We start from the raw sequence: 26475 nt of genomic DNA on the forward strand, positions 1-26475 counted from the left end.
GGCTGATGGCATGACCGATCTGCCGCAGAAGTCCACACGTACACCGACGGAGATCGACTCGATCGCCGAGGAGTGGGTCGACACCCTTGTCCGACTCGTGCCCACGCTCGGCACGTACATCGGCCGCGTCGAAGCGAACACACGTTTCGGCGATCTGTCTCCGGCGGGCCACGAGCACTATCTGTCGGAGGTGCGACGGGCCCAGGCCCGACTGACGGCAGCCGTGCCGGTCGACGACGTCGACAGAGTCACACAACTCGACCTCGGCGCCTCGCTGCAGCTCGCCATCGAGAGCGCCCAGGCAGGTCTCCATCTGCGAGACCTCAACGTGATCGCCTCGCCGTCTCAAGACATCCGGGAGGTCTTCGACCTCATGCCGGCCGAGACGCCGGGGGACTGGCAGGTCATTGACACGCGACTGCGCGCCGTGCCCGATGCGCTCGAGGGCTATGTCGAGACCCTGCGAGAGGGAATCGCCCGCAACGTCGTGCCCGCGCGACGCCAGGTCGTCGAGGTTCTCGCGCAGGCACGCAAGAACGCGTCCGCCGGCGGATTCTTCGCCGCGCTCGCACACGGCGCTCCGGCCGAGTATGCGACCGAGTCTCTGAAACAGGCGTCTTCGGTGGCGGCGGGCGGCTACAGACGGTTCGCCGACTTTCTCGAGGCCGAGCTGCTTCCCGCCGCGAACCCCGAGGATGCTGTGGGACGCGAGATCTACGCGCTCCGGTCGCGCGAATTCCTCGGCGCCACGATCGACCTCGACGAGACCTACGAATGGGGTCTCGCAGAACTCGCCCGTATGACCCGTGAGCAGGAGGCGATCGCCCAGGAGATCCTTCCTGGCGCGACGGTGCACGAGGCGATCGCCCACCTCGACGCCGACGACTCCCGAAAGCTCCACGGAACGGCTGCTCTGAAAGAATGGATGCAGGCCACGAGTGATCGGGCGGTCGACGAGCTGTCACGAAGCCACTTCGACATCCCCGACGAGATCCGGGCGCTGGAGTGCATGATCGCGCCGACCGACGAGGGCGGCATCTACTACACGGGCCCCACCGACGACTTCTCACGCCCCGGACGCATGTGGTGGTCGGTGCCCGCGGGAGTCACCACCTTCGACACCTGGCGCGAGCTCACCACCGTCTATCACGAGGGGGTGCCCGGGCATCATCTGCAGATCGGACAGGCCGTCTACAACAGGGCCACGCTCAACACCTGGCGCCGCCAACTGGCGGGAACGTCTGGTCACGCGGAGGGATGGGCACTCTATGCCGAACGCCTGATGGAGGAGCTGGGTTACCTCGACGACCCGGCCGACAGATTCGGCATGCTCGACGGCCAGAGGATGAGGGCGGCCCGCGTGGTGCTCGACATCGGCGTGCACCTCGGCAAGCAGCGCCCCGATGGCGAGGGCATCTGGGACGCCGACTACGCGCTGGAGTTCATGCGCGCGAACGTGAACATGGACGACGCGTTCATCCGCTTCGAGGTCAACCGCTACCTCGGCTGGCCTGGTCAGGCCCCGTCGTACAAGGTCGGACAGCGCATCTGGGAGCAGCTCCGAGACGACTACAGGGCGCAGCAGGGCGATGCCTACGACGCCAAGGAATTCCATCGCCGCGCCCTCGACATGGGAGGAGTCGGACTCGACACCCTCCAGAAGTTCCTGCTCACCGAGGGAGGATCCCGATGACGAACACTCCGCCGCCCGGATGGTACCCCGAAGAGAACACCTCCCGCGAGAGGTGGTGGGACGGCCAGAGCTGGAGCGAGATGCGGCGCGATGCCCAGGGAAACACGAACCATTCCGCCCAGGCCGCACCCGCCGGCGCGGGTACCTCAGGGCAGCGCCCACGTCGACGCGTCTGGCCCTGGGTGCTCGGGGGATCGATCCTGGTGGTGGTCGCCGTCATCGCCGCGGCCGTGCTCGTACTCACCAGTGTGTTCTCGTCGATAGAGCGCTCGTCGACCAGCCGATCAGGCACTGAGCAGGCAGGCGGATCGAGTGCACCGGCCGGAACCTCCGGTGACGGTATCGTCGTCGGAGACGGGGGAGACGACGCGGTTCGAGTCGTCACCTACATCGACTACCTCTGCCCGTACTGCGGCCAGTTCGAGTCGACGAACGCCGAGCAGCTTTCCAAGTGGGTGGATTCGGGCCAGGTGGTTCTCGAAGTCCATCCGCTGTCGTTCCTCGACCGCGCCTCGCTCGGCACCGAGTACTCGACCCGTGCCGCGAACGCGGCGGCGTGCGTGACCGATGAGGCCCCCGATCGATTCGAGGCGTTCAGCGCACTCCTCTTCGAGAATCAGCCCCAGGAAGAGACCGAGGGCCTGAGTGACGCCGATCTGATCGACCTGGTGAACGAGGCGGGAGCACTCGACGGCACCGACGTGGCGGACTGCATCGACTCCGGCGAGTTCGACGATTGGGTGACGCAGGCCACGGAACGGGCGCTCAGCGAGCCGGTTCCGAACTCCGACCTCGACAGGATCCAAGGCACCCCCACCGTCATCGTCGATGGAGTGCAGTACGAAGGCAGTCTGACCGACGCACAGGAGTTCGCCGACTTCGTTCTGCCCGGCTCCAAGTAGCCGTCCGAGGTGTTGCCGCGCACCGATCTGCGGGGCTAGAATGACTTGGCACGTTTTGTGCCATCCCATCCGCTCGCCGTCGGCGGAGCAGTCCTGCTCGAAACATCGAACTCGTCTGTCGTCGGCCTGATATTTGTCCATCCTGGAGCATTTACTTTTATGACAATCGCAACGACCGACAGAGTAGCCAAGCAGGTCGCCATCAACGACATTGGCTCGGCAGAAGACTTTCTTGCCGCGGTCGAAAAGACACTGAAGTTCTTCAACGACGGAGACCTCATCGAGGGAACCGTTGTGAAGATCGACCGCGACGAGGTTCTCCTCGACGTCGGGTACAAGACCGAGGGCGTCATCCCCTCGCGTGAGCTTTCCATCAAGCACGACGTCGACCCCACCGAGGTCGTCCAGGTCGGCGATCTGGTCGAGGCCCTCGTTCTTCAGAAAGAAGACAAAGAAGGCCGCCTGATCCTCTCCAAGAAGCGGGCTCAGTACGAGCGTGCGTGGGGAGACGTCGAGAAGATCAAGGACGCCGACGGTGTTGTCACCGGTTCGGTCATCGAGGTCGTCAAGGGTGGACTCATCGTCGACATCGGACTCCGAGGCTTCCTGCCCGCGTCGCTCATCGAGCTTCGTCGCGTGCGCGACCTCACGCCCTACCTGGGCCAGGAGATCGAGGCGAAGATCCTCGAGCTCGACAAGAACCGCAACAACGTCGTTCTGTCGCGCCGCGCCCTGCTCGAGCAGACTCAGTCCGAGAGCCGCACCACGTTCCTCAACAACCTCCAGAAGGGACAGGTCCGCAAGGGCGTCGTCTCGTCGATCGTCAACTTCGGTGCGTTCGTCGATCTGGGTGGAGTCGACGGACTGGTTCACGTCTCCGAACTCAGCTGGAAGCACATCGAGCACGCCTCCGAGGTCGTCGAGGTTGGCCAGGAGGTCACCGTCGAGATCCTCGAGGTCGACCTCGACCGCGAGCGTGTCTCCCTGTCGCTCAAGGCGACGCAGGAAGACCCGTGGCAGGTCTTCGCCCGCACCCACGCCATCGGCCAGGTTGCTCCGGGTAAGGTCACCAAGCTCGTTCCCTTCGGCGCGTTCGTTCGCGTTGCAGAGGGCATCGAGGGACTCGTCCACATCTCCGAGCTGTCGGGCAAGCACGTCGAGCTCGCCGAGCAGGTCGTGTCGGTCGGCGACGAGGTCTTCGTCAAGGTCATCGACATCGACCTCGAGCGTCGCCGCATCTCGCTGAGCCTCAAGCAGGCCAACGAGGGCGTCGACCCCGAGGGCACCGAGTTCGACCCGGCGCTCTACGGAATGCTCACCGAGTACGACGACCAGGGCAACTACAAGTTCCCCGAGGGCTTCGACCCGGAGACGAACGAGTGGCGCGAGGGCTTCGAGACCCAGCGCGAGAAGTGGGAGCAGGACTACGCTGCAGCCCAGGCTCGCTGGGAAGCCCACAAGAAGCAGGTTGCCACGAGCAACGCGGAGGTCGCCTCGGGCGACGGCGCCAGCGCCGGCTCCTCGTTCTCGAGCGAGTCGACCGGAGCCGGCACCCTCGCCGACGACGAGACCCTCGCCGCGCTTCGCGAGAAACTGTCGAGCAGCAACTCCTAAGTTGCACTATGGAACGGCCGTCCTCCGGGGCGGCCGTTCCGTCGTTAAGCCGAGCGCCGTCACCGGCCCGGCTAGCATGGAGCCATGTTCATCGTGGGACTCACCGGCGGAATCGCATCAGGAAAGTCGACAGTGGCGCGTCGCCTCGTCGCTCATGGAGCGATCCATATCGATGCCGATGCGCTCTCCCGCGAGGTGGTGCAAACCGGGACACCCGGCCTGTCCGCCATCGTCGACGACTTCGGCCAGGCCGTTCTGTCGCCGGACGGCTCACTCGATCGGGCCGCGTTGGGAGCGATCGTCTTCGCTGATCCCGACGCCCGCCAGCGCCTCGAGGCCATCATCCATCCCCGGGTGCACGCACGCACGGCCGAGCTGATCGCTGCGGCCTCAGCGGCCGATCCAGCCGCCGTGATCGTCTACGACGTTCCTCTCCTCGTGGAGGCTCGTCGAGAACTGGAATTCGATTTGATCGTCGTCTGCGAGGCTCCCGTCGAGGTGCGAATCGCCAGGCTGCACGAGCACCGTGGCATGCCGCGCGATGAGGCCGAGCGGCGTATCCGGTCTCAGGCGACCGACGAAGAACGCCGCGCGATCGCCGACGTCATCATCGACACGAACGACTCGCTCGAGCGCACTCTCGACCAGGTCGACGAGCTCTGGATCGACCTCATCGCGCGCTCACGGGATCGGGCGAGCGTCTCTTGACCTAGCCGAAGAGCAGGGCAGCCTCGTCGTAGCGGTGCTGCGGAACCGTCTTGAGCTTGCCCAGCGCCTCGGCGAACCCGACCGTGACGATCTCGGTTCCCTTCAGCGCCACCATCTGGCCCCAGGCACCATCGCCGATGATGTCGCTGGCGGCCATGCCGAGGCGCGTCGCGAGAACGCGGTCGTAGGCGCTCGGCACGCCTCCCCGCTGAATGTGACCGAGGGTCGTCGCGCGGGTCTCGATTCCCGTGATCGATTCGATCAGCGGGGCGATGCGTTCGCCGATACCGCCGAGACGCGGCCGGCCGAAGGCATCCAGGCCCCGCTCGGAATGCGGGTCGTCCATGCTGTCGGGCATAAAGCCCTCGGCGACGACGACCAGGGGAGCGCGACCGCGGTCGTAGGCACTCTGGACCCACTCGCACATCTGCTCGACACTGGTCTTCTGCTCGGGAATCAGGATGGCATGGGCACCGGACGCCATGCCCGAGTGCAGCGCGATCCACCCCACGTGACGACCCATGACCTCGGCGACCATGCACCGGCTGTGCGACTCGCCGGTCGTACGCAGTCGATCCATGGCGTCGGTGGCGATCTGCACCGCGGTGTCGAAACCGAAGGTGTAGTCCGTGGCGTCGAGGTCGTTGTCGACCGTCTTCGGTACGCCGACGATCTTGAGGCCGGCGTCGGTCAGGCGCTTCGCCGCGGCGAGGGTTCCTTCTCCGCCGATGGCCATGATCGCGTCGATTCCATGACGCTCCATGTTGGCGGCGATGTTCTCCGGTCCGCCGTTCTCGCCCTCGAACGGATTGGTGCGGCTCGTTCCGAGGATCGTGCCACCCTGCTTGGCGATACCGCGGATATTGTGCCGGGTGAGCTCCATGATGTCGGCGTTCACGACACCCCGCCAGCCGTCCCGGAAACCGACGAACTCCTGGCCGTTGATCTCCGTTCCCTTCAGAACGGCCCCGCGGATGACCGCGTTGAGTCCGGGACAGTCGCCGCCCGAGGTGAGAATGCCGATGCGCATGGCGCCGCTCCTGTTCGAAAGAAATCCGTTTCCACTGCCAGGCAGGGACCAGTGTCACTACCCCGACCTAAACTTATTGCATGGAACCCACCCGCTCCGTCCACCCCTTCGAAGTCGTCAGTGAATACACCCCGAGCGGCGATCAGCCCACCGCCATCGCCGAACTGACGGCGCGAATCAACGCGGGCGAGACCGACGTGGTGCTTCTCGGTGCGACGGGAACGGGTAAGTCGGCGACGACAGCGTGGTTGATCGAGGCGGTGCAACGGCCCACGCTCGTGCTGGCGCACAACAAGACCCTCGCGGCCCAGCTAGCGAACGAGTTCCGCGAGCTCATGCCAAACAACGCCGTCGAATACTTCGTCTCGTACTACGACTACTACCAGCCCGAGGCGTACGTACCCCAGACCGACACCTTCATCGAGAAAGACAGCTCGATCAACTCCGAGGTCGAGCGCCTGCGCCACTCGACCACGAACTCGCTGCTCAGTCGGCGCGACGTGGTCGTGGTCTCGACGGTTTCCTGCATCTACGGCCTCGGCACTCCCGAGCAGTACATGAACGCGATGATCGCTCTGCAGGTCGGTCAGCGCATCGACAGAGACTGGCTCATCCGCAAATTCGTCTCGATGCAGTACAACCGCAACGACATCGACTTCTCCCGCGGCAATTTCCGCGTACGCGGCGACACGATCGAGATCATTCCCCAGTACGAAGAGTTGGCGATCCGCATCGAGATGTTCGGCGACGAGATCGAGGCGCTCTACAGCCTGCACCCGCTCACCGGCGATATCGTGCGCAAGCTCGATTCCGTCTCCGTCTTCCCCGGGTCGCACTACGTCACCGACACCGACGTGATGCAGCGCGCCATCGGCACGATTCAAGACGAACTCGAACTGCGCGTGGGCCAGCTCGAGAAAGAGGGCAAGCTGCTCGAGGCCCAGCGCCTGCGCATGCGCACCACCTTCGATCTCGAGATGATGCAGCAGATCGGATTCTGCTCGGGCATCGAGAACTACTCGTGGCACATGGACGTGCGTCCGCCCGGAGCCGCGCCTCACTGTCTGCTCGACTACTTCCCCGACGACTTCCTCGTGGTCATCGACGAGTCCCACGTCACGGTTCCCCAGATCGGAGCCATGTACGAGGGCGACTCGTCGCGCAAGCGCACGCTGGTCGACCACGGATTCCGCCTGCCGAGCGCCCTCGACAACCGTCCGCTCAAGTGGCCCGAGTTCAAAGACAGGGTAGGTCAGACGGTCTACCTCTCGGCTACTCCCGGCAAGTACGAGATGGGCATCGCCGACGGTGTCGTGCAGCAGATCATCCGCCCCACGGGCCTGATCGATCCCGAGATCGTCATCAAGACGTCCACAGGTCAGATCGACGACCTGCTCGAGGAGATCCGGCTGCGAGCGGGTCGAGACGAGCGCGTTCTCGTCACCACGCTCACGAAGAAGATGGCCGAAGAGCTCACCGACTTCCTGGGCGAGCACGGGGTCAAGGTGCGCTATCTGCACGCTGACGTCGATACTCTGCGACGAGTCGAGCTGCTCACCGAACTGCGCGCTGGGCTCTACGACGTTCTCGTGGGCATCAACCTGCTGCGTGAGGGCCTCGACCTTCCCGAGGTGTCGCTCGTCGCCATCCTCGACGCCGATAAAGAGGGATTCCTGCGCTCGTCGACCTCGCTCATCCAGACCATCGGTCGAGCTGCACGAAACGTGTCGGGTCAGGTCATCATGTACGCCGACAAGGTCACCGACTCCATGGCCTTCGCGATCAGCGAGACCACCCGCCGTCGTGAGCTGCAGGTCGCGTACAACACCGAACACGGCATCGACCCGACGCCTCTGCGCAAGCGCATCGCCGACATCACCGAGGTTCTGGCGAGAGAGGGTGCCGATACCGCCCAGCTGCTCGCTGGCCGCGACGGCTCCAAGAAGAAGTCGCCGACTCCGAATCTGCGCCGCGAGGGCATCGCCGCCGAGGGTGCGAACCAGCTCGAGGCCATCATCGCCGATCTCAACGAGCAGATGCTCCAGGCCGCCGGTGAGCTCAAGTTCGAGCTCGCGGCGCGCCTGCGCGACGAGCTGGGCGACCTCAAGAAGGAGCTGCGTCAGATGTCGGCCGCCGGTCACCTGTCGTGAACCGAGAGAGTGTGCCGGTGGCGACGGCGTCGAGCACGCTGCCCGTCTTCGAGGCCTAGCACAAGACCGGGGGAGCGCACGCCGTCAGCGGAACCGGGACCGAGTGTCGGTGGCCGCACATAGACTTTCGAGGTGTCAGTTTCGAAGGTAGATTCCTCTAACGTCCTCAGCGTCCATGGCGCCCGTGTCCACAATCTTCAAGACGTGAATCTCGAGATCCCTCGAGACTCGCTGGTGGTCTTCACGGGCCTCTCAGGATCGGGCAAGTCCTCTCTCGCCTTCGACACGATCTTCGCCGAGGGGCAGCGGCGCTACGTCGAGTCGCTCTCGGCCTATGCCCGGCAGTTCCTCGGGCAGGTCGACCGCCCCGACGTCGACTTCATCGAGGGTCTCAGTCCCGCCGTGTCGATCGACCAGAAGTCGACCAACCGCAACCCGCGGTCGACCGTCGGTACCATCACCGAGATCTACGACTACATGCGCCTGCTCTGGGCACGCATCGGCATCCCGCACTGCCCGATCTGCGGCGAGCAGATCAAGTCGCAGACCGTTCAGCAGATCGCCGATCAGCTCATGGAGCTCGAAGACGGCATCCGCTACCAGGTCGCCAGCCCGGTCGTCTCGCAGAAGAAGGGCGAGTTCGTCGACCTCTTCAAAGAGCTGGCCGCCGGCGGATACTCGCGCGCGCTGGTCGACGGCGAGGTCGTGCAGCTGAACGATCCGCCCAAGCTCAAGAAGCAGATCAAGCACGACATCTCGGTGGTCATCGACCGCTTGGTCGCGGGTCCCGACATCCTGAGCCGTCTCACCGACTCCCTCGAGACGGCACTGCGCCTCACCGATGGTCTGGTGCAGATCAACTACGTCGACTCCGAGGGCCCGGATGCCTGGCAGACGTTCTCCGAGAAGCTCTCGTGCCCCAACAACCACCCCATCGCTCTCACCGAGATCGAACCGCGCACCTTCTCGTTCAACGCACCGTTCGGAGCATGCCCCGAGTGCTCCGGACTCGGCACACGCATGTCGGTCGACTCCGACCTCCTCCTCGGCGACCCCGACCTGAGCATCGCCGAGGGTGTCATCGTTCCATGGACGACCCAGGGCAAGGGTCTCTTCAGCTACTACGAGAAGCTGTTGCACGGCCTCTCACGCGACCTCGACTTCTCGCTCAAGACCCCCTGGGGCAAGCTCAGCGACGAGGTTCAGAACGCCGTTCTCCGCGGCAACAACTTCGAGGTCAAAGTCCGGTGGAAGAACCGGTACGGCCGCGAAGTGAGTTACTCGTCCGGCTTCGAGGGCGTCGTTCCCTACATCGAACGGCAGTTCCTGCAGGCCGAGACCGACACGCAGCGTGCGCGCTGGTCGGAGTTCCTCCGCGAGATCCCCTGCCCCGTCTGCAACGGGAAGCGGCTGAAGCCCGAGGTCCTGGCTGTCACCGTCAACGGCCGCAGCATCGCCGATGTCACCGACATCTCTCTGACCGACGCCCAGGAGTTCATGCACGACGTGGTCCTTACCGACCGCGAGGCCGCGATCGCTGCCCAGGTGCTGCGCGAGATCAGGCTGCGCCTCGACTTCCTCATCCAGGTCGGCCTCAACTACCTCAACCTGGCCCGCGCGGCCGCATCGCTCTCCGGCGGCGAGGCCCAGCGCATCCGGCTGGCGACCCAGATCGGTTCGGGTCTCACGGGTGTCCTCTACGTGCTCGACGAGCCGTCGATCGGCCTGCATCAGCGCGACAACCGCCGACTCATCGAGACTCTCGTCAAGCTGCGAGATCTCGGAAACACGCTGATCGTCGTCGAACACGACGAAGACACGATCCGAACGGCCGACTGGGTCGTCGACATCGGACCAGGTGCTGGCGTGAACGGCGGCAAGGTCGTGCACTCAGGGTCGTACGACGCCCTCCTGGCGAACACAGAGTCGCTCACGGGCGACTACCTCTCGGGGCGTAAAGAGATCGAGGTGCCCGCGACCCGTCGACCGATCGACCCGGATCGGCTGATCACCGTCGTCGACGCCGAGGCGAACAACCTGCGCAAGGTCACCGTCGACTTCCCGCTCGGCACCTTCGTCGCCGTCACCGGCGTCTCCGGTTCGGGCAAGTCGTCGCTGGTGAACGACATCCTCTACCGGGTGCTCGCGAACAAGCTCAACGGAGCCCGAAAGATCCCCGGCAAGCACAAGCGCGTCACCGGTCTCGAGAATCTCGACAAGGTCGTGCACGTCGATCAGAACCCCATCGGCCGCACCCCGCGCTCGAACCCGGCGACCTACACCGGAGTCTTCGATCGCATCCGCAATCTCTTCGCCGACACGGCCGAGGCGAAGGCCCGCGGCTACCTGGCCGGCCGGTTCAGCTTCAACGTCAAGGGCGGCCGCTGCGAGGCCTGCTCTGGTGACGGAACGATCAAGATCGAGATGAACTTCCTTCCCGACGTCTACGTCAAGTGCGAGGTCTGTGGGGGAGCACGCTACAACCGTGACACCCTCAGCGTGCACTACAAAGGCAAGAGCATCTCCGAGGTGCTCGACATGCCGATCGCCGAGGCGGCGGAGTTCTTCGAGCCGATCGGCGCCATTCACCGCTTCCTCAAGACGCTCGTCGACGTCGGCCTCGGCTACGTGCGACTCGGGCAGAGCGCCACGACGCTGTCGGGAGGCGAGGCGCAGCGTGTGAAGCTCGCCACAGAGCTGCAGAAGCGCTCCAACGGACGCACGGTCTACGTGCTCGACGAGCCCACCACCGGACTGCACTTCGAAGACGTGCGCAAGCTCCTCCTCGTGCTCGGCAGCCTGGTCGACAAGGGCAACACGGTCATCGTGATCGAGCACAACCTCGACGTCATCAAGAGCGCCGACTGGCTGATCGATATCGGGCCGGAGGGAGGCGCCGGCGGCGGTCGCATCCTGGCAACGGGAACGCCGGAGCAGCTGGCCAAGGTGAAGAAGAGCCACACCGGTTTCTTCCTCAAGGAGATCCTCGGGGCGAAGTAGACATGGCACGAACCTCTCCAGACACGGTTCCCTATCGCCCGAAAGCGGGGGAGATCCCCACCCAGCCCGGGGTGTACCGGTTCCGAGATGCAACCGGGCGGGTGCTCTACGTCGGCAAGGCGCAGAATCTACGCGCTCGACTGAGCAACTATTTCGCACCGCTGCGCAGTCTGCACGAGCGCACCCGTCGCATGGTCACCACGGCCGCCTCGGTCGAGTGGACCGTCGTGGGCAGCGATGTCGAGGCCCTGCAGCTCGAGTACACGTGGATCAAGGAGTTCGACCCGCCGTTCAACGTCAAGTTCCGCGACGACAAGACCTATCCGTTCATGGCCATCACGCTCGCCGACGAGGCTCCGCGTGTCATCGTCACCCGCAACACCCGTATCCCGGGCGCCCGATACTTCGGCCCGTACCCCAAGATCTGGGCGGTTCGCGAGACGATCGAGCTCATGGTCAAGGCCTTTCCGATCCGCACCTGCTCCGACTCGAGCTACAAGAAGGCCATGCAGACCGGGCGACCGTGTTTTCCCGGTCAGATCGGTCGCTGCGGCGGACCCTGCTCGCACAAGGTGACGGTCGAGGAGCACAGGGCCATCGTCGATGACTTCGTGGCGTTCATGGCCGGGGGAGACAACCGGTTCGTCACGGACGTGACCCGCAAGATGAAAGAGGCAGCCACCCAGCAGCGCTACGAGGCGGCCGCGACCTACCGCGACCAGCTCCAGGCGCTCGAGGCCGTTCTCGAGAAAAGCGCCGTCGTGCTCAGCGACAACCTCGACACCGATCTGTTCGGCGTCGAGCACGACGAGCTCGCGGCGGCCGTGCAGCAGTTCATCGTCCGAGGCGGCCGCATCCGCGGTGTGCGCGCCTGGGTCGTCGACAAAGAGCTCGATCTCACCACGGCGGAGCTCGTCGACTCCATCCTGCAGGCCGCATACGACGGCACGACCGTGCCGCCGCGCGAGATCATCGTGCCCGAGTTGCCCGAAGACAAGGCCGAACTCGAGACCTGGCTCGGAACGCGCCGAGACAAGGGCAAGGTCAGCCTGCGCACCGCCCAGCGAGGCGAGAAGGCGGCGTTGATGCAGACGGCCAGGGTCAACGCCATGAACGCGCTTCAGCTCTACAAAACCAGACGCAGCGCCGACTTCGTCGCTCGAAGTCAGGCCATGACCGACATTCAAGACGCACTCGGCATGCCGGATGCTCCGCTGCGCATGGAGTGCTTCGACGTCTCGCACCTGGGCGGCACGAACATCGTCGCATCCATGGTGGTCTTCGAAGACGGGCTTCCCCGAAAAGACCAGTACCGCCGCTTCACGATCGCCGAGTCCACAGACGACACCGATTCCATCCACCAGGTCGTCACTCGCCGCCTCGCGTATCTGCGCGAGGGAACCGAGCGCAGTGAGTCAGACTCCGCCTCCAAGAAGTTCTCGTACCCGCCGAACCTCCTCGTGGTCGACGGAGGCCAGCCGCAGGTGCAGGCCGCCGCTCGTGCCCTCCGCGAGTCCGGCGTCGAGGGCATCTTCCTCTGCGGTCTCGCCAAGCGACTCGAAGAGATCTGGCTGCCCGACAGCGACTTCCCCGTCATCCTGCCGCGCGGCAGCGAGGCGCTCTTCATGCTGCAGCGCCTTCGCGATGAGGCTCACCGTTTCGCGATCATCCATCAGCGCACGAGGCGCAAGCGCGACATCGCCTCGGTTCTCGGCGAGATACCGGGCCTCGGCCCGAGCAGGGTCAAGCGGCTTCTCACGCACTTCGGCTCGGTGTCGCAACTGCGTCAGGCGAAACCGGATGCGATCGCCGCCGTTCGCGGCGTCGGTCCCGGGCTGGCGCAGACGGTCTTCGCGCACCTTCACCCAGACTCTGCGGCTCCGGTCGACGAGCCCCGCCGGTAGGCTAGACGTTCACCCGACTGCTGAAGAAGAAGAAGGCGACCCCATGACTGACGATCCACTTCCGCAAGAAGTGCTGATAGTCACAGGGATGTCGGGGGCCGGCCGCTCGACGGTCGCGAATGCCCTCGAAGACCTGGGCTGGTACGTCGTCGACAACCTGCCGCCGCAGATGCTCCGGCCTCTGGTCGATCTCGCCGAGAAGGCCGGATCGACGCTTCCTCGAATAGCCGCCGTCGTCGACGTGCGTGGACGCGATTTCTTCGGCGATCTGCAGGAGATCATCCACTCGCTCCGCGATGGAAGCCAACTCCGCGTGCTGTTCCTCGAGGCGACCGATTCGGCCCTCGTCAGGCGATTCGAGCAGGTGCGACGTCCGCATCCCCTGCAAGGCGATGGCACGCTGCTCGACGGCATCGAGCGCGAAAGAGTGCGACTGCACCCCATCCGCGAGTCCAGCGACATGGTGATCGACACCTCCGACCTCAACATCCATCAGCTGGCCACACGCATCGCCGAAGGCTTCTCGACCACGGATACCCCCGGCGTCCAGGTCACGCTGATGAGCTTCGGGTTCAAGTACGGCACCCCGACCGACGTCGACTCCATCGCCGATGCCCGCTTCCTGCCGAACCCGTTCTGGATCCCCGAACTGCGTGCCCACACGGGGCTCGACCCCGAGGTCAGCGACTACGTGCTCGCGCAGGAGGGGGCACCGGAGTTCCTCGAGTCCTACGCAGAATCCCTCAAGCCCGTTCTCGCCGGCTATCAGCGCGAGAACAAACGACACGCCACCATGGCCATCGGGTGCACGGGCGGAAAACACCGCTCCGTGGCCCTCACTCGAGCGCTCGCCACTCGGCTCGCGTCCTACCCGGGTGTCGTCGTCAACGTCAAGCATCGCGACCTCGGTCGCGAATAACACCGGCCGCCGCCTCGGGACGCCACAAGCATCCCGCGCGACATCGGCCGCACGAACGAATGGATAGAGATTGGCTCTCACTGCCGATGTCAAAGAAGAACTGACCCGCGTCGTCGCCAAGAAGACGACGCTGAGGGCCGCCGAGCTGGCGACGATTCTGCGTTTCTCCGGTGGCCTCCATCTGATCTCGAACCGCATCGCAATCGAGTCGGAGCTCGACACCCCAGACCTGGTGAAGCGCGTGCGCCGCGACCTCGCAGAGCTCTACGGAATACGCGGCGAGGTCTCTCACGTCTCGGCATCGGGCAGCAAGCGCACGGGCACGTATCTCGTGCGGGTCATCGACGGCGGCGAGACGCTCGCCAGGCAGACCGGGTTGCTGGATGCGCGTCGTCGGCCGATCCGCGGCCTCCCGAACCGGCTCACGACAGGCTCGCAGGAGGAACTCTCCGCCGTCTGGCGGGGCGCGTTCCTGGCGAACGGCACTCTCACGGATCCGGGCAGATCAGCGGCTCTCGAGATCACCTGCCCCGGCAACGAATCCGCCATGGCCCTGGTCGGAGCCGCCGCACGGCTCCACGTGCAGGCGAAGGCGCGAGAGGTCAGGGGAGTGCACCGTGTCGTCATCCGCGACGGCGAGGCGATCGCCCGCATGCTCTCTCTGATGGGCGCAGCCGATGCGGTCTCCCGGTGGGAAGACCTACGGCAGCGCCGCGAGGTGCGTGCGACGGCGAACAGGCTCGTCAACTTCGACGACGCCAACCTCCGACGCTCGGCGCAAGCGGCCGTGGCGGCATGCTCCCGGGTGGAGCGCGCGCTCGAGATCCTCGGGCCGGATGTTCCGCCCCACCTCAAGTACGCCGGGGATCTGCGTCTGAACTTCCGAGACTCGAGTCTCGACGAGCTGGGGCACCACGCCGATCCGCCCATGACGAAGGATGCGATCGCTGGGCGCATCCGGCGTCTGCTCGCGATGGCCGACAAGCAGGCGAGCGATCTCGGCATTCCCGGTACCGACGCGAACCTCCCGCCCGATCTCGACGACTGACAGATTCATCCGTCAGATACCGAGACGACAGGAAGTTTTCAGGGCCCTGTCCGTTGACCTCAGTAGACTGATCAGGTCACTCACAGCCGTCCGGATTCTCCGAACGGCGCCTTATTCGAGGAGATATCAATGGCTGAATACACCCTTCCAGAGCTCGCGTACGATTACTCGGCGCTCGAGCCCAGCATCAGCGCCACCATCATGGAGCTGCACCACTCCAAGCACCACCAGGCTTATGTGACCGGCGCGAACACCGCGCTCGCTCAGCTTGCCGAAGCCCGTGACTCCGAGAACCTCGGCGCGGTCAACAAGCTCGAGAAAGACCTCGCCTTCAACCTCGGCGGCCACGTCAACCACTCGATCTTCTGGACGAACATGTCTCCCAACGGGGGAGACAAGCCCGTCGGCGAGCTCGCCGCGGCCATCGATGACTTCTTCGGCTCGTTCGACAAGTTCCAGGCGCACTTCACCGCCACCGCCCTGGGCGTCCAGGGATCGGGATGGTCGGTGCTCGCCTGGGACAGCATCGGTCAGCGCCTGATCATCCAGCAGTTCTTCGACCAGCAGTCGAACTTCGCTGCCGGAACCGTGCCCCTTCTGATGCTCGACGTCTGGGAGCACGCGTACTACATCGACTACAAGAACGTACGCGCCGATTACGTCAAGGCGTTCTGGAACATCGTCGACTGGCAGAACGTCGCCACGCGCTTCGAGACGGCCCGCGAAAAGACCTCGGGCCTCCTGCTACTGTCGTAGCGACGACGGCGTGCCGGGCCTCACGGCCCGGCGCGCCCTCAGTTTCACCCACCCAGCCCCGCGGGGCCACACGATTCATGGAGAACTTCACGTGTCTGTAAAGATCGGTATCAACGGCTTCGGTCGTATCGGGCGTAACTACTTCCGCGCAGCCCTGGCCAAGGGCAGCGAGCTCGAGATCGTCGCGGTCAATGACCTCACCGACAACAAGGCCCTCGCGCACCTCCTCAAGTACGACACCATCACGGGTCGTCTCGATGCAACGGTGGAACTCGACGGCGACAACATCATCGTCAACGGCAAGCCGATCCTCGTGCTCGCCGAGCGCGATCCCGCCGACCTGCCCTGGGGCGAACTGGGAGTCGACATCGTCATCGAGTCGACCGGTCGTTTCACGAAGTCCGAAGACGCCCGCAAGCACATCGCCGCCGGCGCGAAGAAGGTCATCGTCTCCGCCCCCGCAACGGGCTCAGACGTGGCGACGCTGGTTCTCGGAGTCAACGAGGGTACGTACGACCCCGCCATCCACGACATCATCTCCAACGCATCGTGCACCACGAACTGCCTGGCCCCGCTGGCCAAGGTCTTCATGGACAACTTCGGCATCGAGCGCGGCCTGATGACCACGGTTCACGCGTACACCGCCGATCAGAACCTGCAGGACGGCCCGCACAGCGACCTGCGTCGCGCCCGCGCCGCAGCCGCGAACATCATCCCGACCTCGACCGGTGCTGCCAAGGCCCTCGGTCTCGTCATCCCCGAGCTGGTCGGCAAGCTCGACGGCTACGCCCTCCGCGTTCCGGTCATCACCGGCTCGATCACCGACCTCACGGTCGAGACCAGCTCCACGGTCACCGTCGAGCAGGTCAACGAGGCCTACAAGAACGCGGCCAACGGTGAACTCAAGGGAATCCTGTCGTACACCGAAGACCCCATCGTCTCGAGCGACATCCAGGGCGACCCGCACTCGTCGATCTTCGATGCCGGCCTGACCAAGGTCATCGGCAACCAGGTGAAGATCGCTTCGTGGTACGACAACGAGTGGGGTTACTCCAACCGTCTCGTCGACATCACCGAGTACGTCGCCGACCGCCTGTAATACGAGGAATCCACTGTGACTCTGCGCACTCTGGATTCGCTCGGCTCCCTCACGGGAAAACGCGTCCTCGTTCGGTGTGACCTCAATGTTCCGTTGAAAAACGGGGTCATCACCGACGACGGGCGCGTTCGAGCGTCTCTGGCAACCATCAACGCCCTGGTCGATCAGGGCGCCCGGGTAATCCTCCTCAGCCACCTCGGTCGGCCTGACGGTGCACCCGATCCCCAGTACAGCCTCGAGCCGGTCGCTCAGCGCCTCTCGGAGCTTCTCGGCACATCCGTCGCTTTCGCCGCCGACACTGTCGGAGCGAGTGCTCGCAAGGCTGTGGATTCGCTCGCCGACGGCGACGTCGTTCTGCTCGAGAACCTGCGATTCAACCCCGCCGAGACCAGCAAGAACGAAGACGAGAGAGCATCGTTCGCTGAGCAGCTCGCCGAGTTCGGCGATGCCTTCGTCTCCGATGGTTTCGGCGTGGTCCACCGCAAGCAGGCGAGCGTCTACGAACTCGCGTCCGCACTTCCCAGCGCGGCGGGCCTGCTCATCGCAGCTGAGCTCGAGGTCCTCGAGAAGCTCACCGAGAACCCGACTCGGCCCTACACCGTCGTGCTCGGTGGCTCGAAGGTCTCCGACAAGCTCGGCGTCATCGGTCACCTGCTCCCCAAGGTCGACACTCTGCTCATCGGCGGGGGAATGCTCTTCACCTTCCTCGCAGCGCAGGGATTCCGCGTCGGCGGCAGCCTGCTCGAAAGCGATCAGATCGAGACGGTGAAGGGCTACATGGCCGAGGCGAAGGAGCGCGGTATCCGTATCGTTCTCCCGACCGACGTCGTCGTCGCATCGAAGTTCGGCGCCGACGCGGAGCACACCGTCACGAGTGCGGAGTCGATCGAAGAGACGCCGTTCGGTCAATCCGGGTTGGGGCTCGATATCGGTCCTGAGACGGGGGCGGAATTCGCGCGCATCATCGCCGAATCCAAGACCGTCTTCTGGAACGGGCCCATGGGTGTCTTCGAGCTCGCTCCGTTCGCGGAGGGCACGAGAGCAGTCGCTGAAGCTCTGACCCGCGTCGACGGCCTGGGTGTCGTCGGTGGCGGCGATTCGGCGGCCGCCGTGCGAGCCCTCGGTTTCCGCGACGATCAGTTCGGCCATATTTCAACTGGTGGCGGTGCAAGTCTCGAGTTCCTCGAGGGCAAGCGCCTGCCCGGACTGGAGGTCCTCGGATGGTAACCAACAGAACACCGCTCATCGCGGGAAACTGGAAGATGAACCTCGATCATCTGCAGGCGATCGCTTTTGTGCAGAAGCTCGCCTGGAGCCTGAAAGATGCCGGACACAACTTCGCCGACGTCGAGGCAGCCATCTTCCCGCCGTTCACCGACCTGCGGAGCGTTCAGACTCTCGTCTCGGCCGACAAGCTCGAGCTCGCGTACGGCGCGCAAGACGTGTCTCAGCACGCGAGTGGCGCGTTTACCGGAGAGATCTCCGGTGCGTTCCTCAGGCAGCTCGACTGTCGCTACGTGATCATCGGACACTCCGAGCGTCGGACTCTCCATGCAGAGACCGACGAGATCGTCGCAGCGAAGACGGCCGCAGCGATCACGAACGGTATCGTTCCGATCATCTGCGTCGGCGAGACGGCTGACGACCTCGAGAAGCACGGGCCGTCCGCGGTTCCGGTCGCGCAGCTCACTGCGGCGTTGTCCTCCCTGAAGTCGGCGTCCGACATCGTGGTCGCCTACGAGCCCGTCTGGGCCATCGGGTCGGGTCAGGCGGCGACGCCGGAGCAGGCTGAGGCCGTCTGCGCCGCGCTGCGGGGTGTCATCGAGTCCACGCTCGGCTCAGACGTCGCAGCCAAGACCCGGATCCTCTACGGCGGATCGGTCAAATCGACGAACATCGGCGGATTCATGAAGCAGCCGAACGTCGACGGAGCCCTCGTGGGCGGCGCGAGCCTCGACATCCCCGAGTTCGCGAGCATCATCCGTTACCAGAAGCACGCGTTCTAAGCACGCTCTGAGAGGCCGGTCCGTGAGGGCCGGCCTTTCGCATGCCGCTGCACGTCATGGTGCGTCGCACCGGCAACGTACAGCTATAATTGACGTTGGTCTGGCTTCACACCGGTCGACCATCATCCTCGAGAGGTAATTCGTGCAGATCCTTCAGGTCGTTCTACAGGTGCTGCTCGGTATCACGAGCCTCCTTCTGACCCTCCTCATCCTCCTTCACCGCGGACGCGGTGGAGGCCTGTCCGATATGTTCGGCGGAGGCGTCACCTCCAATCTGGGTGCATCCGGTGTCGCGGAGCGCAACCTCAACCGCATCACCGTCATACTCGGCCTTGTCTGGGTCACGTGCATCGTGGTCCTCGGGCTCATCACCAAATTCGATTCCGGAATCTAGGAGAACCTCGTGGCTTCAGGCGGCAGTGCAATTCGTGGGTCCCGGGTGGGCGCAGGCCCGATGGGCGAGCAGGATCGGGGCTTCCACGCCGATCGCATCAAGGTGTCCTACTGGGATGCCTTGGGCAATGAGACAGTCAAGTACTTCGCGGCGACGCTGCCCGAAGAAGAGATTCCCGAGACCATCGACTGCCCGTCGTCTGGTCTTCCGGCCGGTCGTGACAAAGAGAATCCGCCGTCCGTCGTCAAGCTCGAGCCCTACAAGACTCACCTCGCGTACGTCAAAGAGCGTCGTACCGAAGAAGAAGCCGCACAGCTTCTCGAGGACGCGCTGATGCAGCTCCGCGCAAGGCGCGGCACGACGACCGCCTGATCCTCGCTCAGACGACATAGACAACGACGAAGCCCCCTGGCACTGCCAGGGGGCTTCGTCGTTGTCGAACGTTGATCAGTAGTACGTCGGAGTGATCAAGTACTCCGGCACCTCGGATGCGGCATCCTTGTCGACGAAGAACACCGTGCGGCGACGTCCTTCGGCACCGGCCACAGGTACTTCGTCAGTGCTCGCGCCGGCGAGAGCCAGTCCGAGTGCCGACGCCTTGTCCGATCCTGCCAGAACCAACCAGATGCGATCCGAGGATCGAATGACAGGCAGGGTGAGGCTGAGACGCAGCGGCGGCGGCTTGGGGGATTCCCGCACGGCGACCACTGTCGCGTTGGTCACCCGCACCGCCTCCTGGCCGGGGAAGAGCGACGCGATGTGTCCATCCGGGCCGACGCCGAGGAAGGTGATGTCGAACTTGGGATAGTCGTTGCCGTCGCCCGCTTCGAGGAGCTCGAGAGCGTAGGTCGCCGCCGCCTCGTCGATGTCGGCGATGTCGTCGCTCGACGGGAACGGATGCACCTGGGAGGCCGGAACGTCGATGTGATCGAGTAGGGCCTCGCGCGCCTGCAATTCGTTGCGCTCGGGGTCGTCGCGGGCGACGAATCGCTCGTCACCCCACCAGAAGCTCACCCGGTTCCAGTCCACGCTGTCGCGGGCCGGAGAGGCGTTGATCGCCGCGAGGACCGCCGTTCCCACGGAGCCGCCCGTCAGAACCACGTTCACGGCGTCACGATCTTCGAGCAGATCGATGATCTTGGTGATGAATCGCGCCGCCACCGACCCCGACAGAGAGGCCTTGTCGGGATGGATCAACACACGGCGTTCGTTCGTCATCGCTCAGCTCACCTCTGCCGTCGTGTTTTCAGAGTCGGTGGCCGTGCCGGAATCCGGTTCGCCGAGCTCGAGGACACCCCGGGTCAACACCTCGCCGTACAGGTCGTCGGGGTCGAGCCGACGCAGTTCTTCTGCCAGGCAGTCCCTGAGCGACCGGCGGGGGAGAGCCAGGTCGTGCAGCGGCTGGTTGGGCTGCACCAGCGTCGCCACGTTCGGCACCGAGCGTTCGAGTTCGATGACTCCGGACGAACGGGAGAGCTTCACCCCGTGGATACCGCTGGATCCGTTGGCGCGAGAGGAGATCCCGTAGTCGACGGGAACCTGGAGCTGATGACGCAACCACGCCGCCAGCAGGAGGGTCGACGGCGAATCCGACGCACCCGAGACCTCGATGGCCGTCACGGGCTCGAAGGGAGGCTGGTCGAGAACGGCCGCGAGCTGCGCACGCCAGAGAGTGAGGCGCGTCCAGGCGAAGTCCGTGTCTCCGGGGGAGTAGTTCGACGAGAGCGTGCGGAGCGTCTCGTTCGGGTTGCTGCTGTTCGAGGAATCCGTGATGCGGCGCTGTGCGATGCGGCCGAGATCGGATGTCGACGGAGACTCGGGCGCGTCGCCCGGCCACCACACGACCACGGGAGCATCGGGCAGGAGCAGACCCGTGACGAGGCCCTCCTCGTCGCTCGACGCGGCGCCGTAGGCCTTCAACAAGATGACCTCGCTCGCGCCCGCGTCACCGCCCACGCGGATCTGCGCATCCAGGCGAGCGCCGCGACCCGATTTCACGCCGTCGTCGGCGTCGGTCGACACCACGATGACGCGCATGGGGTGCTCGCGAGAGGCGTCATTGGCCGCCTCGATGGCGTCCTCCTCCTGGCCGAGAGCGGTGCGGATGACGAGCGTCAGCACGCGGCCGAGAGCGACAGCGCCGCCCTCCTCGCGAATCTTGACGAGGGCCTTCGAGACCTTGCTTGTATTGGTATCGGGCAGATCGACGATCATGGTCGTCTCCAGGTTCTTCCATCGCGGGCGAGCATCTCGTCTGCGGAGTCGGGGCCCCATGTTCCGGGGCGGTACTGATCGGGCTGGCCCTGCGTCGTCCAGAACTCCTCGATCGGGTCGAGGATCTTCCAGGAGAGTTCGACCTCTTCCTGGCGTGGGAACAGCGGCGGGTCTCCGAGGAGCACATCGAGGATGAGGCGCTCGTACGCCTCTGGGCTGGCCTCGGTGAAGGCGTGGCCGTAGCCGAAGTCCATCGTGACGTCGCGCACCTGCATGCCGGCGCCGGGAACCTTCGATCCGAACCGGATCGTCACGCCCTCATCGGGCTGCACCCGGATGACCAGTGCGTTCTGACCCAGGGCCGAGGTCTGACTGTCGGCGAACAGGTACTGCGGCGCTCGCTTGAACACGACCGCGATCTCTGTGACACGTCGGCCGAGTCTCTTGCCCGCGCGCAGGTAGAACGGAACTCCCGACCAGCGACGTGTGCCGATGTCGAGCCTCATGGCCGCATAGGTCTCGGTCAGGGATTCGGGGTTCATACCGTCTTCCTCGAGGAAGCCGGTCACCTTCTCTCCGCCCTGCCAGCCGCCCGCGTACTGACCGCGTGCGGTGTGCTTGGCCAGATCCTTGGGCAAGCGGATGGCGGCGAGCACCTTCTCTTTCTCGGCGCGGAGATCCGACGCGTTGAACGAGATGGGCTCTTCCATGGCCGTCAGGGCGAGGAGCTGCAGGAGGTGGTTCTGGATGACGTCGCGGGCGGCGCCGATACCGTCGTAGTACCCGGCACGTCCACCGACTCCGATGTCTTCGGCCATGGTGATCTGCACGTGGTCGACGTAGTTGGAGTTCCAGATGGGCTCGTACAGCTGATTGGCGAAGCGGAGCGCCAGGATGTTCTGGACGGTCTCCTTGCCGAGGTAGTGGTCGATACGGAAGACCGAGTCCGGTGCGAAGACCGATTCGACGACGTCGTTCAGCTCTCGGGCCGTCTTCAGATCGCTGCCGAAGGGCTTCTCGATGACGACGCGACGCCACTGGCCCTCTTCGGGATGCGCGAGACCCGAACGACGCAGCTGCTCGGTGACGAGCGGGAACGCTTTGGGCGGCACCGAGAGGTAGAACGCATAGTTGCCCATGGTTCCACGTTCGGCGTCGAGCGCGTCGATGGTCTCTTTCAGGTGGTCGAACGCCTCGTCGTCGCTGAACTCGCCCGAGACGAATCGGATGCCCTCGGAGAGCTGGCGCCACACGTCCTCGTCGAACGGGGTGCGAGCGTACTCCTTGACAGCGTCGTGGACGACCCGCTCGAAGTCCTGGTCTTCCCAGTCGCGACGGGCGAAGCCGATGAGCGAGAACCCGGGGGGCAGCAGGCCACGATTAGCGAGATCGTAGACCGCCGGCATGAGCTTCTTGCGCGACAGGTCGCCCGTCACACCGAAGATCACGAGGCCGCTCGGGCCCGCGATTCTGTTGAGCCGCCGATCCGAGGGGATTCTGAGCGGGTTGTATTCCGGAGTGATTTCTACCGGTGGCATGAAACTCCTTGAGACCTTCTGGGTCGACAGGTTACTTCGGCGCTAGGACAGCGGCGAGAACGGGGTAGATGCGATGAGGGACGGATCGGTGAGGGACATCACAGGGCGACCGCGGCGCACGGGCGTCGAGCGGACCAGCGGGTCGACGGCGACGGGGTGAAGATGGTCGAACGGGTGGCGAGGAGGGCCGGATCGATCTTCCCGGCGGCGGTGTCGACCGCACCGGGAAGATCGATCCGGGCACTCACTTCGAGGACTCGAGCGCCGTGGTGACCGTCTCGAGGAGTTCGTTCCACGAGACGATGAACTTGTCGACACCCTCGGTCTCGAGCAGCTCGGTGACCTCGGCGTAGGAGATGCCCTGCGCCGCGATCGCGTCGAGGACCTTGTTGGCCGCCGCGTACGAGCCGGTGATGGTGTCTCCGGTGATGACGCCGTGGTCGAACGTCGCGTCGAGCGTCTTCTCGGGCATCGTGTTGACGACCTCGGGGGCCACGAGCTCGGTGACATACGTCGTGTCGGGCACGGCCGGGTCCTTGACTCCGGTGGAGGCCCACAGCGGACGCTGCTTGTTCGCTCCGGCTGCGAGAAGTCCCGCAGCGCGCTCGGTCGAGAACGCCTGCTCGTACACCTCGTACGCGAGCTGAGCGTTCGCTACGCCCGCCTTGCTCTTGAGGGCAAGAGCCTCGTCGGTACCGATCGCCACGAGGCGCTTGTCGATCTCGGTGTCGACACGCGACACGAAGAACGACGCGACGCTGTGGATCTTCGACAGGTCGATGCCGGCGGCCTTGGCGCGCTCGAGGCCCGACAGGTAGGCATTGATGACGTCGCGGTAGCGAGCGAGGCTGAAGATCAGCGTGACGTTCACGCTGATACCGGCCGCGATCGTCTCCGTGATGGCCTCGAGCCCGGCGATCGTCGCCGGGATCTTGATCAGGACGTTCTCTTTGGCGACCTTCTCGAAGAGTTCCTTCGCCTGCTGCGTGGTTCCGGCGGCGTCGTTCGCCAGTCCGGGCTCGACCTCGATCGAGACGCGGCCGTCGAAGCCGTTCGTGGCGTCGTAGATGGGGCGGAAGATGTCGCAGCCGTTGGCGACGTCCTGGGTGGTGATCTCGAAGACGGCCTCGGTGACGTTCTTACCGGCCTTGGCGAGCTCGGCGACCTGAGCCGCGTAGGACTCTCCGTTGGTGAGCGCCGCGGCGAAGATCGACGGGTTCGTGGTCACTCCCACGACGTTCTTCTCCTCGATCAGCTTCTCGAGTCCGCCGGAGGTGATGCGCTCACGCGACAGGTCGTCGAGCCAGATGCTGACGCCGGCTGCGGAGAGCTGGGCGGTGGGTGTTGTATCGGTCATGTAAGTACTCCTAGAAGATTCGTGTGGTCTACAGCGACGAGATCGAGAGCTTGGCGGCCTCGATGGCGTGCTCGGTGGTGATGCCGAACTCGCGGAACAGCGTCTGGTAGTCGGCTGATGCGCCGAAGTGCTCGATCGAGACGCTCTTGCCGTGGTCTCCCACGTAGGAACGCCAGGTCAGATCGAGGCCGGCCTCGATCGAGACGCGGGCCTTGACGGCGGCGGGAAGGACCGACTCGCGGTACTCCGCGCTCTGCTCTTCGAACCACTCGAGGCTCGGCGCCGACACGACGCGGGCGTTGATGCCCTCGTTCTTGAGCAGCTCGCGCGCCTCGACAGCGATCTGAACCTCGGAGCCGGTGGCGATGAAGATCACGTCGGGAGTGCCGTTGGGCGCCTCGGCCAGCACGTACGCACCCTTCGCGACGTTCTTCGCCGAAGCGAAGGTCTCGCCGGTGGCGTCTCCCTCACCACGCTCGAACACGGGGATGTTCTGTCGCGTGAGCGCGATTCCCGCCGGGCCGTTGCGGCGCTCGAGGATGGTCTTCCAGGCGTAGGCGACCTCGTTGGCGTCGCCGGGGCGCACGATGTCGAGGCCCGGGATCGCGCGCAGCGTCGCCAGCTGCTCGATCGGCTGGTGGGTCGGTCCGTCTTCTCCGAGTGCGACCGAGTCGTGGGTCCACACGTAGATGGCGGGCGACTTCATCAGGGCGGCGAGTCGAACGGCCGGACGCATGTAGTCGCTGAAGATCAGGAAGGTGCCGCCGAAGGGGCGCGTGTTGCCGTGGAGGACGATTCCGTTGAGGATCGCGCCCATGGCGTGCTCGCGGATGCCGAAGTGCAGCACCCGACCGTAGGGGTTACCCGTCCACTCGTGCGTCGAGTGCTCGGCGGGAATGAACGACGCGCCGGACTCGATCGTCGTGTTGTTCGACTCGGCGAGGTCGGCGGATCCGCCCCAGAACTCGGGCATGATCGGCGCGATCGCGTTGATGACCTTGCCGGATGCTGCGCGGGTCGAGACGGCCTTGCCGGCTTCGAAGACGGGCAGCGCCTCTTCGAGACCCTCGGGCACGTCACCCGAGAGAACCCGGTCGAGAAGGACCTTCTTCTCGGGGTTGGCCGCGGCCCATGCGTCGAACGCCTGGTTCCATTCGGCGTGCTCGGCCTGGCCGCGTGTGACGGCGTCGCGCGTGTGGGCGATGACCTCGTCTGAGACCTCGAAGCTCTGCTCGGGATCGAAGCCGAGGACCTCCTTGAGGCCCTTCAGCTCGTCGGCGCCCAGGGCCGAGCCGTGGATCTTGCCGGTGTTCTGCTTCTTCGGCGACGGCCATCCGATGATGGTCTTGAGGATGATGAGCGACGGCTTGCTCGTCTCGGCCTTGGCGGCCTCGATGGCGTCGAACAGGGCCTCGACGTCTTCGACGTACTCGCCGGTCTTCTTCCAGTCGACGACCTGCACGTGCCAGTGATACGCCTCGTAGCGAGCGCGGACGTCTTCGGTGAAGGCGATGTTCGTGTCGTCTTCGATCGAGATCTGGTTGCTGTCGTAGATCGCGATGAGGTTGCCGAGCTGCTGGTGTCCGGCGAGCGACGATGCCTCGCTCGTGACGCCCTCCTGCAGGTCGCCGTCTCCCGCGATGGTGTAGATGAAGTGATCGAACGGGCTCGTGCCCGCCTCGGCCTCGGGGTCGAACAGACCGCGCTCGAAGCGCGACGCGTAGGCGAAGCCGACAGCGGAGGAGAGGCCCTGTCCGAGCGGGCCGGTCGTGATCTCGACTCCGTCGGTGTGGCCGTACTCGGGGTGGCCGGGCGTGAGCGATCCCCAGGTGCGGAGCGCCTTGAGGTCGTCGAGCTCGAGGCCGTAACCGCCGAGGTAGAGCTGGATGTACTGCGTCAGCGAGCTGTGACCGACAGAGAGGATGAAGCGGTCGCGACCGATCCATTCGTTGTCACTCGGATCGCGTCGCATGACCTTCTGGAAAAGGAGGTACGCGGCGGGGGCAAGGCTGATGGCCGTTCCCGGATGCCCGTTTCCTACCTTCTCGACGGCGTCCGCCGCAAGAATTTTCGCCGTGGATACGGCCTGGTCGTCAATGGGAGTCCATTGGAATGATGCCACGAGGAATAAGCCCCTTCTTAG

General features: G+C 64.9%; 22 protein-coding genes. 15 read left to right on the forward strand and 7 right to left on the reverse strand.

Annotated elements, in window-relative coordinates:
* Positions 1–10 precede the first annotated feature (10 nt).
* The 4 genes from ASE64_RS13445 to coaE all read left to right on the forward strand — a co-directional run bounded on the left by ASE64_RS13445 (position 11) and on the right by coaE (position 4917).
* Positions 11–1693 carry a DUF885 domain-containing protein gene (locus tag ASE64_RS13445; protein WP_055781376.1) on the forward strand — a complete coding sequence of 561 codons (1683 nt, stop codon included), beginning with the start codon at positions 11–13 and terminating at the stop codon, positions 1691–1693.
* Positions 1690–2595: a thioredoxin domain-containing protein gene (locus tag ASE64_RS13450; protein WP_055781379.1), complete on the forward strand. Its 906-nt coding sequence runs from the start codon at positions 1690–1692 to the stop codon at positions 2593–2595. The genes ASE64_RS13445 and ASE64_RS13450 overlap by 4 nt, the downstream gene beginning before the upstream one ends.
* A 159-nt stretch (positions 2596–2754) precedes the next feature.
* Entirely contained in the window at positions 2755–4209 is a 1455-nt protein-coding gene (gene rpsA, locus ASE64_RS13455; protein WP_044443396.1) for a 30S ribosomal protein S1, read from the forward strand.
* 84 nt (positions 4210–4293) lie between these two features.
* Positions 4294–4917: a dephospho-CoA kinase gene (gene coaE, locus ASE64_RS13460; RefSeq protein WP_055781382.1), complete on the forward strand. Its 624-nt coding sequence runs from the start codon at positions 4294–4296 to the stop codon at positions 4915–4917.
* A 1-nt stretch (position 4918) separates the two neighbouring features.
* Here the strand turns inward: coaE and ASE64_RS13465 are convergent, their stop codons facing one another.
* Positions 4919–5947 carry a 6-phosphofructokinase gene (locus tag ASE64_RS13465; protein ID WP_055781386.1) on the reverse strand — a complete coding sequence of 343 codons (1029 nt, stop codon included), beginning with the start codon at positions 5945–5947 and terminating at the stop codon, positions 4919–4921.
* An 80-nt stretch (positions 5948–6027) separates the two neighbouring features.
* Between ASE64_RS13465 and uvrB the strand changes: the two genes are divergently transcribed.
* The 11 genes from uvrB (at position 6028) to ASE64_RS13520 (ending at position 19595) form a co-directional block, all read left to right on the forward strand.
* Positions 6028–8097, forward strand: a complete 2070-nt coding sequence (uvrB, locus tag ASE64_RS13470; RefSeq protein ID WP_055781389.1) for an excinuclease ABC subunit UvrB — start codon at positions 6028–6030, stop codon at positions 8095–8097.
* Positions 8098–8229: 132 nt separating this feature from the next.
* Complete coding sequence (gene uvrA / locus ASE64_RS13475) at positions 8230–11097, forward strand: excinuclease ABC subunit UvrA (RefSeq protein WP_055781391.1); 2868 nt, start codon at positions 8230–8232, stop codon at positions 11095–11097.
* Positions 11098–11099: 2 nt separating this feature from the next.
* Positions 11100–13001 (forward strand): excinuclease ABC subunit UvrC, encoded by a 1902-nt coding sequence (uvrC, locus tag ASE64_RS13480; RefSeq protein ID WP_055781394.1) that lies wholly within the window; start codon positions 11100–11102, stop codon positions 12999–13001.
* 43 nt (positions 13002–13044) lie between these two features.
* Positions 13045–13920 carry an RNase adapter RapZ gene (gene rapZ, locus ASE64_RS13485; protein WP_055781397.1) on the forward strand — a complete coding sequence of 292 codons (876 nt, stop codon included), beginning with the start codon at positions 13045–13047 and terminating at the stop codon, positions 13918–13920.
* Positions 13921–13990: 70 nt separating this feature from the next.
* Positions 13991–14968 carry a DNA-binding protein WhiA gene (whiA, locus tag ASE64_RS13490; protein ID WP_055781400.1) on the forward strand — a complete coding sequence of 326 codons (978 nt, stop codon included), beginning with the start codon at positions 13991–13993 and terminating at the stop codon, positions 14966–14968.
* A gap of 129 nt (positions 14969–15097) precedes the next feature.
* Positions 15098–15724: a superoxide dismutase gene (locus ASE64_RS13495; RefSeq protein WP_055781403.1), complete on the forward strand. Its 627-nt coding sequence runs from the start codon at positions 15098–15100 to the stop codon at positions 15722–15724.
* A gap of 91 nt (positions 15725–15815) precedes the next feature.
* A complete protein-coding gene (gene gap / locus ASE64_RS13500) occupies positions 15816–16823 on the forward strand; it encodes a type I glyceraldehyde-3-phosphate dehydrogenase (RefSeq protein WP_055781406.1) in 1008 nt (335 codons plus the stop codon).
* A gap of 15 nt (positions 16824–16838) precedes the next feature.
* Positions 16839–18050, forward strand: a complete 1212-nt coding sequence (locus ASE64_RS13505) for a phosphoglycerate kinase (protein WP_055781409.1) — start codon at positions 16839–16841, stop codon at positions 18048–18050.
* Positions 18044–18829, forward strand: coding sequence for a triose-phosphate isomerase (tpiA, locus tag ASE64_RS13510; protein WP_055781412.1), 786 nt, complete (start codon positions 18044–18046; stop codon positions 18827–18829). Before ASE64_RS13505 ends, tpiA begins: the two co-directional genes overlap by 7 nt.
* Positions 18830–18971: 142 nt before the next feature.
* Complete coding sequence (gene secG, locus ASE64_RS13515) at positions 18972–19223, forward strand: preprotein translocase subunit SecG (protein WP_044443373.1); 252 nt, start codon at positions 18972–18974, stop codon at positions 19221–19223.
* Between the two features lie 9 nt (positions 19224–19232).
* Positions 19233–19595 carry an RNA polymerase-binding protein RbpA gene (locus ASE64_RS13520; RefSeq protein WP_055781415.1) on the forward strand — a complete coding sequence of 121 codons (363 nt, stop codon included), beginning with the start codon at positions 19233–19235 and terminating at the stop codon, positions 19593–19595.
* A gap of 75 nt (positions 19596–19670) precedes the next feature.
* On the opposite strand, the gene pgl is transcribed toward ASE64_RS13520, so the two are convergent.
* The 6 genes from pgl to tkt all read right to left on the reverse strand — a co-directional run bounded on the left by pgl (position 19671) and on the right by tkt (position 26454).
* Positions 19671–20441, reverse strand: coding sequence for a 6-phosphogluconolactonase (pgl, locus tag ASE64_RS13525; protein WP_055781418.1), 771 nt, complete (start codon positions 20439–20441; stop codon positions 19671–19673).
* 3 nt (positions 20442–20444) lie between these two features.
* Positions 20445–21437 carry a glucose-6-phosphate dehydrogenase assembly protein OpcA gene (locus ASE64_RS13530; RefSeq protein WP_055781420.1) on the reverse strand — a complete coding sequence of 331 codons (993 nt, stop codon included), beginning with the start codon at positions 21435–21437 and terminating at the stop codon, positions 20445–20447.
* Positions 21434–22975, reverse strand: coding sequence for a glucose-6-phosphate dehydrogenase (zwf, locus tag ASE64_RS13535; RefSeq protein ID WP_055781423.1), 1542 nt, complete (start codon positions 22973–22975; stop codon positions 21434–21436). Before zwf ends, ASE64_RS13530 begins: the two co-directional genes overlap by 4 nt.
* A gap of 98 nt (positions 22976–23073) precedes the next feature.
* On the reverse strand, positions 23074–23223 hold the full coding sequence (locus tag ASE64_RS17495) for a hypothetical protein (protein WP_156351888.1): 150 nt from the start codon (positions 23221–23223) through the stop codon (positions 23074–23076).
* A complete protein-coding gene (tal, locus tag ASE64_RS13540) occupies positions 23220–24332 on the reverse strand; it encodes a transaldolase (protein WP_055781426.1) in 1113 nt (370 codons plus the stop codon). The genes ASE64_RS17495 and tal overlap by 4 nt, the downstream gene beginning before the upstream one ends.
* 28 nt (positions 24333–24360) lie before the next feature.
* Positions 24361–26454: a transketolase gene (gene tkt, locus ASE64_RS13545; RefSeq protein ID WP_055781429.1), complete on the reverse strand. Its 2094-nt coding sequence runs from the start codon at positions 26452–26454 to the stop codon at positions 24361–24363.
* Positions 26455–26475: the final 21 nt, after the last annotated feature.

Origin of the sequence: Agreia sp. Leaf210, assembly GCF_001421485.1 — a bacterium.
GTDB lineage: Bacteria > Actinomycetota > Actinomycetes > Actinomycetales > Microbacteriaceae > Agreia.

Bases quoted from the DNA above. Each gene is read 5' to 3' on its own strand.
- ASE64_RS13445 (WP_055781376.1), top strand. From the start codon at position 11: ATGACCGATCTGCCGCAGAAGTCCACACGTACACCGACGGAGATCGAC.
- ASE64_RS13450 (WP_055781379.1), top strand. From the start codon at position 1,690: ATGACGAACACTCCGCCGCCCGGATGGTACCCCGAAGAGAACACCTCC.
- rpsA (WP_044443396.1), top strand. From the start codon at position 2,755: ATGACAATCGCAACGACCGACAGAGTAGCCAAGCAGGTCGCCATCAAC.
- coaE (WP_055781382.1), top strand. From the start codon at position 4,294: ATGTTCATCGTGGGACTCACCGGCGGAATCGCATCAGGAAAGTCGACA.
- ASE64_RS13465 (WP_055781386.1), bottom strand. From the start codon at position 5,947: ATGCGCATCGGCATTCTCACCTCGGGCGGCGACTGTCCCGGACTCAAC.
- uvrB (WP_055781389.1), top strand. From the start codon at position 6,028: ATGGAACCCACCCGCTCCGTCCACCCCTTCGAAGTCGTCAGTGAATAC.
- uvrC (WP_055781394.1), top strand. From the start codon at position 11,100: ATGGCACGAACCTCTCCAGACACGGTTCCCTATCGCCCGAAAGCGGGG.
- rapZ (WP_055781397.1), top strand. From the start codon at position 13,045: ATGACTGACGATCCACTTCCGCAAGAAGTGCTGATAGTCACAGGGATG.
- ASE64_RS13495 (WP_055781403.1), top strand. From the start codon at position 15,098: ATGGCTGAATACACCCTTCCAGAGCTCGCGTACGATTACTCGGCGCTC.
- tpiA (WP_055781412.1), top strand. From the start codon at position 18,044: ATGGTAACCAACAGAACACCGCTCATCGCGGGAAACTGGAAGATGAAC.
- pgl (WP_055781418.1), bottom strand. From the start codon at position 20,441: ATGACGAACGAACGCCGTGTGTTGATCCATCCCGACAAGGCCTCTCTG.
- ASE64_RS13530 (WP_055781420.1), bottom strand. From the start codon at position 21,437: ATGATCGTCGATCTGCCCGATACCAATACAAGCAAGGTCTCGAAGGCC.
- zwf (WP_055781423.1), bottom strand. From the start codon at position 22,975: ATGCCACCGGTAGAAATCACTCCGGAATACAACCCGCTCAGAATCCCC.
- tal (WP_055781426.1), bottom strand. From the start codon at position 24,332: ATGACCGATACAACACCCACCGCCCAGCTCTCCGCAGCCGGCGTCAGC.